The sequence below is a fragment of the Acinetobacter sp. YH12226 genome (assembly GCF_013417805.1).
Lineage (GTDB): Bacteria > Pseudomonadota > Gammaproteobacteria > Pseudomonadales > Moraxellaceae > Acinetobacter.
This window is the reverse complement of the sequence record NZ_VPDG01000016.1, coordinates 1-11,583: the sequence shown is the minus strand read 5'-3', so window position 1 is coordinate 11,583 and position 11,583 is coordinate 1. Positions and strand designations below refer to the sequence as shown.

Below are 11,583 nucleotides of genomic sequence, written 5' to 3'. Positions count from 1 at the left end.
GCTTCGGTGAGGAAAGATGGTATGGAATTTGCTTTGGCTGAAAGTAATACAATATTTCTTGTAAAAGTGTGAAGTAAATCAAACAAATTTGTTAATTATTGATATACTTTTATAAAAAATGGTTAACGTTTTTTTGGATGGTAAATGTACTGTTCAAAAATAGAAGAGAAGACTAGGAATAATTGAATGGCGTATTTGAACAATATGTACAAGAAATGTTTGCTTGGTACTGCGGTTCTTGTTTTGGCTGGAAGTGTATTCGCTGAGCCTAAAACGACAAAAGAGCCCGTTTCAGTAGAACTCAAAACTTTCCTGATCAGTGCAGGCACTGATGGGAAACCAACCTCAAAGCTGGTGACCAAGGTAAAACCCAATGATGTGATTGAGTATCGGGCAACCTATACTAATAACACCACTGCGAAAATCAAGAATCTGGCTGCGACTTTACCGATACCTGTAGAAACACAATTTTTGGCAAAGTCTCAGCCAGAAAATGCTGAAGCAAGTACTGATGGTACACATTTTGCCCCAATGCCTTTAAAACGCAAAGAGAGTAATCAAATGGTGAATGTACCACTGAAAGATTATCGTGCATTGCGTTGGACTATTGCAGAGCTTCCAGCTGGAAAGTCTGTGACGGTTTCTGCTCAAACACGCGTAAACAGTGAAAAAACAAGTAATTAATTGGCATTTTACGTATAAGGGGTAAAATAGTGTCAAATCGTCTACAACTCACACAGCTAGCGGCTTCCATTGCATTGGTTGCTGGTAGCGCTGCTTTTGTTTCATCTGCACATGCCGCTGCGCCAGCAGCAGGTACAAATATCAGTAACGTTGCATCTGCAACCTATACCGATAGTACGGGTAACTCTAAAACTGTATCTTCAAATATTGTTACCACCACAGTATTGCCAGTTGCAAGTTTTACGTTGGAGGCGAACCGTACCGCAACAGCGAACAACAATTCATTGGTCTCTTTATCGCATACCTTAACCAATACAGGTAACGCTACAGATACCTTCACCTTGTCACTAAATAATGTTGCTAATAAACCAGCAGCGGGTGGTGATGATTATGACTTTACAGGTCTTAAGATCTATCTTGATGCCAATGGTGATGGTGCGCCTGATAGTACCACACCAATTACCAGTATCACCTTGGACGCAGGTAAGTCAGTTAACCTGATTGTTCAGGGTACAACCGATGCAACGGCTGCTGTAGACAAATTAGGTCAATGGATTGTAGGTGCGACCAGTACCAATACAACGCTTGCGGGTGCAGCCCTGACTGTGACCAATACTGACACAGTAAAAATTACCAATGGGGCTGTCATTAAGGTCAATAAATCAGCCAGTGTCAGTAATATTGATGCAACCAAAGCTGCAAAAGCTGATCGTATTGTCACCTATACCTTGGAGTATCAAAACATCGGGAATAGTATAGCAAATGGTTTGAAGCTTACCGACGTATTAGATGCCAAGTTAGAGTATGAGCCAGGTTCTGCCAAATTATTAGGTACAGCACAAACAGATGCTGCTGATGGAGATGGTTATGTATTTGATACTGCATCGAATACTTTAACTTTAACGATTTCATCTTTAGCCCCAAATAACAAAGGGACTTTAACGTTCCAAGCTGTTGTTAAACAAGGCACTGATGTTGGAGCGATTGATAACACCGCAAACTCTCAGATTGGTACAAATCCTTCAGAACCATCCAACACGAATTATGTAAACGTGATTGCAGTACCAAAAGGTACAATTAATGATAGTGCAAGTGATGCTTATTCTGATGCTGAAGCAGTCGCTGGCAATACAGCAAAAGATAACCAGATTATCATTAATGAAATTAACCAAGGAGAAGTCGCTGTCTTTGGTGGCGCGGTAACTGAAAAGATCATTATCCATAACACAGGTAATGTTGCGCAGGAGTTTAATGTTTCTGCGACCAACATCACTGTAAATTTACCAGGTGGGGGTACAGGTACTGGTATTGTGACTCTGTACAATGCAGATGGCGCTTCACCATTTGTTTCTACAGGCAGTATTGCAAAAGGTGGTAGTTATGAGTTGGTTGCAAAAATTACCTTGCCTGCAACCTATTCAGGGAATACGCCACTGACTGCAACCTTAATCACTTCACCAAAGTCTGATTCGACCAAAACCGATACCCTGAACTTGGTGATTAACAATGTTAAAGCTGCAACCGTCGATTTACATAACGGTGATGTTACGGACTCAACAGGTACAGTATCAGGCGCTACAGGTAAGGATACTGGGCAATTTATTGATACCAAGTCAGTATTACCAGGTCAACCCGCAACATTCCCATTACAAGTGGATAACAAGAGCACGGTCAATGCGGATAACTACAACTTAACTGCTAACATACCAGCAGGTTGGGATGTGAAGTTCTATATTGCTGACACAACAGATGCAGCTAATTGGAAACCAACAGGTTCACCAATCACCAATACAGGTAACATTAACCAAAATAGTAATGTGAAACTGGTTGCAGTGGTGACTCCATCAGCTGGGGCAACCGCAAAAGATGAAGAAGTACTCTTTACTGTCACATCGCCAGCAACCAGCTTAAGCGATACCATGTCGGATAAAGTGACTGTTCAATCAGACCGTAAGATGGTATTGAATCAAGACCGTATTGGTCAGGTTGCACCAGGTGGTACGGTTGTTTATAAGCACACTTTAACCAACAACAGTAACCTCGTTGAGGGTGAAACTGCGGCAGGTATACCATTTAGCTTGACCAGTAGCAATCCGAATTGGACAGCCAATTTATATATTGATAACAACAATGATGGTTTGATTGATTCGAATGATACTTTAGTTACAGGATCAGCTCTTACGATCTCTGGTGGTATTGCTAAAGGCAGTTCAGTCAACTTACTTGTAAAAGTTCAGGCTCCAATCGATGCAACTGTGAATACGCAAAACCCAGTGGTCTTAACCTTTAGTCCAGTTGATTACAATGGAATTAGCCATGTTCCATTGAAAAATACTGACCTAACGACAGTGACCGCAGGTCAGGTACGTTTGGTTAAGGATCAGGCTGTGGTTAATTGTACAACAGGTACAGGTGGAACGTATGCACAGACCACCGTGAGCGCAAAACCAGGTGAGTGTGTGAAATACCGTATTACTGCAATAAACGAGGGTAATGCAACCGTCACTAATGTCGTCATTAGCGATACTACACCGCAATATACGACTTTAGCAGCAATTGCTGGTGTGTCACCAAAAGCAACTGATGCAACATTGGGTGGTATTTCTAGTAATGGTAGTACAGGTACGATTACAGCAACTCAGCCATCTTTAGAAGCAACTAAAAAAGCTGAATTAGAGTTTGTGATTAAAGTGAATCCACTTACCCCATAAGCTTGTTCAAGCCGATGTAATCAAAATAAATAATTAAAGAGGCGGACATCTGCTGCGGTAGGTGTTCGTCCCCAATAAATTTTTTAGACTATTTAGTTAAGGGTAAGCGCTGTGCTACAACAGAAGCAATCTCGGGCATTCCATAACATGACATTTATGTTATCAACGTTGACAGTATCAATATTGTCAGCGCAGTACGGTTATGCAGCGAATATGCCTGAAGTGGGTAGCTCTATCCAAAATATCGCCTATGCAACTTATGTTGCACCCGATGGTAAATCCCAACAATCAGTTTCAAATACCGTCGAAATCAATGTTTCTGCTCTTTACGCAATTGCTTTAACTACTCCACCAGTTCAGGAAATTGAACCAAGTACCCGTGTTATTTGGGCAAATACCTTAGTCAACAATAGTAATGCGCCTGTCAATGTACAACTAGAAGCGTTAACAATAAATGAACTAAGCAACGTTAAAATTTATGTAGATACCAATAAAAACGGTCAATTCGACACCGATGATCAACAACTGACAACCAATGTTGCCTTGGCGGTAGGCCAGAGCGTTCATTTGTGGGTCGTTGCAACAGCAAGTGCGACATTGACTGAAAGTCAGCAGTTAAATTTACCGTTAAAAGCAACACTTGTTGAAGATAATAGTGTAATAGCAACGGCTACAGATAGTGCCATCAACTATGGACCACAACTGGTTGCAACCAAAGAGGTTGTCCAGAAAACTTTTGAGCCATCAGCCAATGCCAGCTATGACCTTAACTATACTTTGGCCATAACCAATCAAGGTAAAAAAGCGGCAAGACCAGTGGATGTGATGATCGATGGTCAGGCACAGAAAATGGTGCTTTTAGTTGATGATCTGCCTGCCAATACAACATTTAAGTCTGCACAGTTAAAAAATACGCAGGCCAAGGTTTTGTATAAGCAAACAGGCAATAACTATACAACGACCTTGCCAAGTGATTTCAGCAAGGTTGATCAATTGGTGGTTGGCTTTCCACAAATTGAGGCTAATATAACTGAACAAGTCGATCTTACGGTTACAATGAATCGTAACATTGCCAAAACAACGGTTAAAAATACCTATAAAGTTTCGTATGCAACCACAAATAGCCAAAAAGAGGTATTGTCTAATCCTGCTTTAACCGTGGTAGGTGGTCTTGCAGTGATTAATAATAAATCTGGTGATTTCCAAAATGTCTTGACCACAGGCAGCGTGAATAAACCACTTTATCTTGAAGCGCAAAATGCCAGCTGTAATGCGGACCGTTATACTGCCGACAAGGTGAAAATTAAGCTTAAATCAGCCAAAACAGGTGATCTTGAAGAAGTCATTGGGGTAGAAACTGGCCCGAATACAGGCGTATTCCATTACACGCTACCAACCGCATTTGCGGAAGTTGGGGTTTCTTATGATGCGTTATTGCAGACCATCAAACGTGATCAGGTACAGGTTAGCCTGACGGACTGTCTGGATGCACAGGGTAATTCAACCCAGACATTTACCGATATTAGTACTCAGGTGCTTATTGACCCATATGGCACAGTGTTTGATGCCAAGACAGGTTTACCTGTGGCGGGAGCAACGGTCACTTTATTAGACCAGAATGGCCAGCCAATTGCGGACAATATTGCATACAAACTTGATGAGCAGACTGGAGAGCTGGTTACAATTCCAGCCAAGCAGGTCACCAATAGCGAGGGTGAATTTATTTATCCCCTTGTTAAAGCAGGAACCTACAGTTTTGTTGTGGATACAACCACAATTCCTGGAAATACACGTTATAGTTTTGTCAGTGATAAATCTGTTTATCCAAGTTTCCCTGCGGATAAGGCTGTTGATCTGGAATGGTCTTATGCTGGCAAATTCACCTTAAATAATGCTGATCCAGCACTCAATATTGATATTCCAATTGATCCTGATTTGACTGTACCAACCTCGCCGTTATTTGTACAAAAGGTTGCGACCAATAAAAACTCGGAAATCGGTGAGTTTGAAGAATATACCGTGACGGTTGCCAATCGTGGCACGGTGGATTCCAAAGATGTTTCGATTACTGATACCTTGCCTAGAGGCTTTATCTATGTTCAGGGTTCTATGCGTATCGATGGCACCAAGGTTGCTGACCCATTAGGTGGAAAAGGTCCTTATTTGAAACTTGGTTTAGGTACACTGACTCCAAGTAAGGAAGTTAAGGTTCAGTATCGCGTCTATATTGGTCCAAATGCCTTGAATGGTGATGGCATTAACCGTGTTCGGGCAAAAGATGGTCAGGGAATCGAATCAAACGAAGCATCTGCAAAAGTAGAAGTAACTCCTGGCGCAATGATCTCTGATGGCTTTATTGTTGGTAAGATTTTTACTGACTGTAACCGTAATGGGGTACAGGATGCAGGTGAAGTCGGTGTGCCAGGTGTGCGTATTTACCTTGAAGATGGTAGCTATGTGGTGACTGACAGTGAAGGTAAATATGATTTTTATGGGATCAGTGCCAAAACCCACGTTCTAAAGGTTGACCGTACCAGTTTGCCAGTTGATTCTGAGTTGGTGTTAATTGGCAATCGTCAGGCAGGTGATCCAAATAGCCGTTTTGTGGATTTAAAACGTGGTGAACTACATCGTGCCGATTTTGCAATTGCCAATGGTACAGGACAATGTTCGCAAGCCTTATTGCAACAAATCGCAGAACGTAAAAAACGCATTGAACAGGACAACACCAATTTAGAACAGGTGTTACGTTCAGACCTTACCATTGATCCAGTTTTTTCCAAGATTACCGATGTTAAAGGTCAGCCAGCAAGTGGTTGTATCTCGGCACAGGGAATCAGGGCCAATTGTAACCTTGATTTTTCCAAGGAACAGGCTAAGGAACTGAAAGAGGTTACTTTTGAACCAGAAAAATCTGGCGTTGCTTCTTCAGTTGCCTTGCCACTGACTGAAACATTGGCAGCAACTGAGAGTGTGCCAGCCGAATCCACTCAAGCTGCGAAAATGCTTAGTCTGGAAACAGTGCTGGAAAATGCTGCCAATAATCAGCTAGAAATTATCAACTTAAAAGATGGGCAGCTTCTTGGTTATGCCCAAACAGCGGTTCAGGTTAAGGGTGCTGCTGGCACACAACTACAACTGTGGGTAAATGGCACACAGGTTTCTGAGAAACGCATTGGTAAACGTGCAATATTGCCTGACTTACAGGTTGCAGGTCTGGATTTTATCGGTGTCGATCTTGCTGTGGGTAAAAACAGTATTGAAGTTCGTCAAGTCGACATGATGGGTAATGTTCGGGATAGCAAACAGGTCAATGTGATTGTCCCTGACCAAATGGATAAGCTGTTACTTGAGTCAGCCAAAGTACAACCGCAAGCCAACGGTCGTGATTATTTCAATGTAACCATGAAAATTGTTGACCGTAATGGCACATTGGTTTCTACCAGAACTCCAGTTACGCTCGACAGCTCGATTGGTAAAATTGAGTTGACTGACCTGGACCCGAAACAACCTGGTATTCAGGTGTTTGTTGAGGGCGGTACACTTGTTGTGCCAATAAAGGCGCCAATTGAGGCGGGTGAAGGAACGCTGTCGGTTGAAAGTGGTATTTTTCATAGCAGTACACCAATACGTTTCTTACCTGATTTACGTCCGATCATTGCAGTTGGTTTGGTAGAAGGATCAATTAACTTTAAGAAATTTGACCCGAAACAGTTAAGCAATGTCGGTTCGCAGGATGGGTTTGAGGAAGAACTGCAAGAGATTTCATCATCGGACAATGGCAAAAGCAATGTGACAGGGCGTGCAGCCATGTTCCTGAAAGGGAAAGTCAGGGGTGAATATCTACTAACCCTTGCCTATGATTCTGACAAGGATAAAAACCAGCGCTTGTTCCGTGATATTCGTCCAGATGAATATTATCCAGTTTATGGTGACTCGGCGGCGAAAGGTTTTGATGCACAAACAACAAGTAAGCTCTACGTGCGTGTGGATAAAGGCCGTTCTTATGCCATGTATGGTGATTATGTTACCCGTACTGAAAATGATGAGGGCCTGGCTTTAGGTCAATATAGCCGTTCATTAACAGGTGTTCGTGGGGCTGTCGAAACAGACCGCTATAAAGTCACGGCCTTTGCTGCGCAGACCAATACGCAACAGGTGACCAATGAACAACGTGCTATGGGGATTTCAGGTCCGTATAGCATGGGCAATGTCAATACCGATGATGTGCTTGCCAATAGTGAAAAAGTTGAGGTGGTGACCCGTGACCGCGATAATCCAGGCCTGATCATTTCGCGTAGCACTTTGGCACGTTTTACCGATTATGAAGTAGATACCTTTAGCAACAGCATTTACTTAAAAGATCCTGTACCAAGTGTCGATGCTGACCTGAATCCAGTCTATCTGCGTATTACAGTGGAATCTGAGCAGGGTGGGGATGAATACACGGTTGGTGGTGTTACAGGCTCGGTGAAGCTGCTGGATCAGGTGAAAGTGGGCGGGGCTTATGTAAAAAGCAATAATCCACTAACGCAGGACCAGTTGGCCAGTGTCAATACCGTGGTGAAATTTGCCGACAAGGGTAAATTGATTGCTGAGTTTGCCCGTTCTGAAAATATCAATGACGGTTTAAACTCTTTAACACAGATTAACACCACGGCAGATGCAACAGGTAAATTATCGGGGAATGCGGCTCGTGTTGAACTGAACTATGCCTATAAGAATATGGAGCTGAAAACCTACCATAATCAGGCAGATACAGGGTTCTATAACACTGCGGCACCAATCACCGCTGGACGTAAGGAAAGTGGTATAAAAGGGCGTACGCAACTGGGTAAGATCGGTTTGGCAAAACTGGAGGCCATCCGTACTGAAGATTTGCAAAGTGGTGTCAATCAGGGTGTTTCTGCCAGTATCGAACGTGCGATCAGCCGTATTGTCGCGGTTGAGCTGGGTCTCAAGTATTACGATGAGTCTAAGAATCCAGCATTGTTGGGGGCTTCACAAACAGCGCCGTATCATGGTTTAACCGCACGTACAAAAATCACCACACAGCTTCCTTGGCAGGGTTCAAATGTTTTTGCTGAATATGAGCAGGATGTTTCCGAAGCTGAGCGTCGTAATTTTGCCTTGGGTGCGAATTACCAGATTAATTCAAAACTACGTGCCTATGGTCGCCATGAGTTGGTGTCCAGTATTCAGGGACTGTATGACCTAAATAACAATCAGCGTCGTAATGTCACAGTGTTTGGTCTGGACAGTAAATATAACAATAACGGTACGGCATTTAGTGAATATCGTGTTCGCGATGGCATCAGTGCGCGCGAAGCTGAAGCTGCAATCGGTTTACGTAACCGTTGGGAACTGGAAAAAGGCTTCTATGCAACCACCAGTTTTGAACAGGTGAAGTCATTGTCAAAAGCAGATACCGATAACCAAAATTCCGATAACACTGCTGCATCTTTAGGTGTGGAATATCTGGCCAATCCAAACTGGAAAGCTGTTGCGAGAATTGAAGCACGTTGGGCTGACCAGTCTGACACCATCCTGAATAATCTGGGGATTGCCTACAAATATTCCAATGACGTGACTTTATTGGCGAAAAATGTAGTTAGCCTGACTGATAGTAAGAATGAAAACAGTGGTGATCGCCTGGTTGATCGTTTCCAGGTGGGGGCTGCCTACCGTGACACTGAGCACAATCGTTTTGATGCGCTGACCAAGGTGGAATACCGCTATGACAGTAACAAGTCAGATTTAAATAATCCATACTTAAAGCATGTCTATATTTTTTCAAATCACTTGAATTATCATCCAAGTCGCGATATTACCCTTTCAGGCCAATATGCAGTTAAAAATGTGGACACAACGTTCTCTGGTTTGGAGTCAAGTGGTATGACACATATGCTCAGTGGTCGGGCAATGTATGACATCAATGAACGTTGGGATGCGGGTATTCATACAGGCGTGTTATGGTCGAACATGAGTTCGGGCCGCCGTGTTTTGGTTGGGGGGGAAGTGGGCTATTTGCTGGCTGCAAACCTCTGGTTATCAGGTGGTTATAACTTCTCTGGCTATAAAGATGATGATCTGGTGGATAGTGACACAACTCTTCAGGGCGCATATGTACGCTTTAGATTCAAGTTTGATGAGAACCTGTTTTCTCGCAACAATTCTACCGTGAACGCTTCAAGAGAACCATAAAGATGAAATATGTCACACCTGCCTTGCGTCAATTTTATCGTGGTGCTGCAACTGTTGTAGTTTGCTGGAGCGTGATGGTTTGGGCAAAAAATCCTGATCATTTGGCTGCACCTGTTATGGCGCAAGATTCTCCAGATACTACAGCCCAGTCAGGTATTTATAATCCAAAAGATCAACAGGTTGCTGCCTTGCAAACACGTCTCGTTCCTTTTTTGAATGAACAGGGAATTGAACGTTATCATGCTGTCAAAGCAGCCGCATGGTTGACTTATGCAGCCCATGAGGGAAGTGAAAAAAGTGCAACGGTTGCGCGAAAAGAGGCCCTTGCCCAGGCGGAAATGATTATAGTGGCATTAGAGCAAGGTCAGGCTAAGCAGTTAAGTTTAACCACACCGATTCTGTCTACCTCAAGTGTAATGCGTCGGGATTTATGGGCAAATACTGAATTATTGAAACAGCATGCAGGTTTTTCCTGTGCCCAGTCTCAGATTGCACAGGCAGAGGTGATGCTGGTCTGGGCAGCCGCTGAACATTGTGAGTTGGGCTGGCGACATTCACGGGAGCTGTTTTTATCAGCACAGCGCTTAATTGATCAGGCAAATAGTCGGGCGTTTAGTTGCAGTGCAGATGTTCCTCAACAGCTTCCGAAAATTAGTTATCCATCTTTACAGGAACTGAATGGCAGTGAGCAGGGATGTCATGGTGTGGTCGGAACATGGCCGATTTGGTCGCCACAACAAAAAACAGTCATCTCTGAAACCTCAACCTTGGCAAGAGTCACCAACATAAGATACACTAAATAACATAATTGGTATGTTAGTAAACTCTATATATAACAGTTATATAGAGTTTTTATTTTGTGTGGTGTAATTTAATGTAGGGTGGGGTAATTTGATTTTTGGTCACTAATTTATTGTGATAATCAACAATAATAACCAACATACACATGCTTAATCTAAAGGTATTTTACTGACTGGTATAATTTTATGATGAGAGGGGGGTTGCCTGGGGCTACGGTTTCTGTTTTGCTTTTTGACGTAACACGTACAAATATAAGCTTTCTACTTTTTCACGTGCCTAGGGTGTGGTACGCAAGAATCGCAATGATGATTTAACACTTGGATCTATGCAAAAACATCTAACTTCAATTTTACGACTTAAACTGAACCGTACCGGGTTTGTCGGAGACTTTTTTATTTAAGTTAGGCCACCTGACCTAACGGGTTAATCTTATCATAGTACATTGCTTCAAACTCAAAAGGCGATACATAACCCAGTGCACTGTGTACACGCTTTTTATTGAACCAATCTACCCAGTTTATTGTCGCAAGTTGTACATCCGCTAAACCTTGCCAATCTGCTTTTAGATATTCAATCACCTCTGTTTTGTATAAGCCATTCACCGTTTCAGCCAAAGCATTATCGTATGAATCACCAGTCGTACCGACTGATGCTCGTAAATTTGCTGTTTCTAAACGATTGGTATAGCGAATAGAAAGATATTGAACACCTCTATCGGAATGATGAATCACATTCTTTGGCATGCCTCGATCGTGCAATGCTTGCTCCAATGCATTGAGCACCATATCTGTATTCATTCGTGTAGATACTTTCCATCCAACAATTGCTCGTGAGAACACATCAATAACAAATGCGGTATATACCCAGCCTGAATGAGTTTGAATATAGGTAAAGTCACCCACCCATAGTTGGTTTGGATGATCAGCATTAAAATTACGTTTCACTAAATCATCTGCCCGTTTTTGGTCATCTCGGCTACGGGTGGTTTGTTTGTTCTTACCTCGCCAAACACCTTGTATACCTAGCTTTTGCATTAATCGAGCAACAGTACAGCGTGCAATAATATAGCCTTCACGTTTCAGTTTTTGCCAGACTTTACGTACACCATACCGACCTGAACTTTCCTTCCAAATTCGTTTAATCTCCTCAGCATGATGCAAGTCATGTAAATCTCGCTTTGCTC

Annotated in this window: 5 protein-coding genes and 1 pseudogene; 4 read left to right on the top strand and 2 right to left on the bottom strand. The window is 42.7% G+C overall.

Annotation, left to right across the window (positions count from 1 at the left end; translation table 11 throughout):
- Positions 1–186 precede the first annotated feature (186 nt).
- From FTV08_RS12990 to FTV08_RS12975, 4 genes are all read left to right on the top strand, one after another.
- Complete coding sequence (locus FTV08_RS12990; protein ID WP_151820571.1) at positions 187–684, top strand: hypothetical protein; 498 nt, start codon at positions 187–189, stop codon at positions 682–684.
- Positions 685–713: 29 nt separating this feature from the next.
- Positions 714–3,395: a DUF11 domain-containing protein gene (locus FTV08_RS12985; protein ID WP_180087462.1), complete on the top strand. Its 2,682-nt coding sequence runs from the start codon at positions 714–716 to the stop codon at positions 3,393–3,395.
- 111 nt (positions 3,396–3,506) lie between these two features.
- Complete coding sequence (locus FTV08_RS12980; RefSeq protein ID WP_180087461.1) at positions 3,507–9,599, top strand: SdrD B-like domain-containing protein; 6,093 nt, start codon at positions 3,507–3,509, stop codon at positions 9,597–9,599.
- Between the two features lie 2 nt (positions 9,600–9,601).
- A complete protein-coding gene (locus FTV08_RS12975) occupies positions 9,602–10,402 on the top strand; it encodes an OmpA family protein (protein ID WP_180087460.1) in 801 nt (266 codons plus the stop codon).
- A 208-nt stretch (positions 10,403–10,610) separates the two neighbouring features.
- On the opposite strand, the pseudogene FTV08_RS12970 reads toward FTV08_RS12975, so the two are convergent.
- Positions 10,611–10,760, bottom strand: a pseudogene (locus FTV08_RS12970) (VF530 family DNA-binding protein); the annotation flags it as partial.
- Positions 10,761–10,801: 41 nt separating this feature from the next.
- Positions 10,802–11,583 (bottom strand): IS3 family transposase (locus tag FTV08_RS12965; protein ID WP_180087459.1); only part of this gene is annotated, 782 nt, incomplete at its 5' end.

What these genes read in the sequence shown, in the direction of transcription:
- FTV08_RS12990 (WP_151820571.1), top strand. Translation starts at nt 187, where the DNA reads ATGGCGTATTTGAACAATATGTACAAGAAATGTTTGCTTGGTACTGCG.
- FTV08_RS12975 (WP_180087460.1), top strand. Translation starts at nt 9,602, where the DNA reads ATGAAATATGTCACACCTGCCTTGCGTCAATTTTATCGTGGTGCTGCA.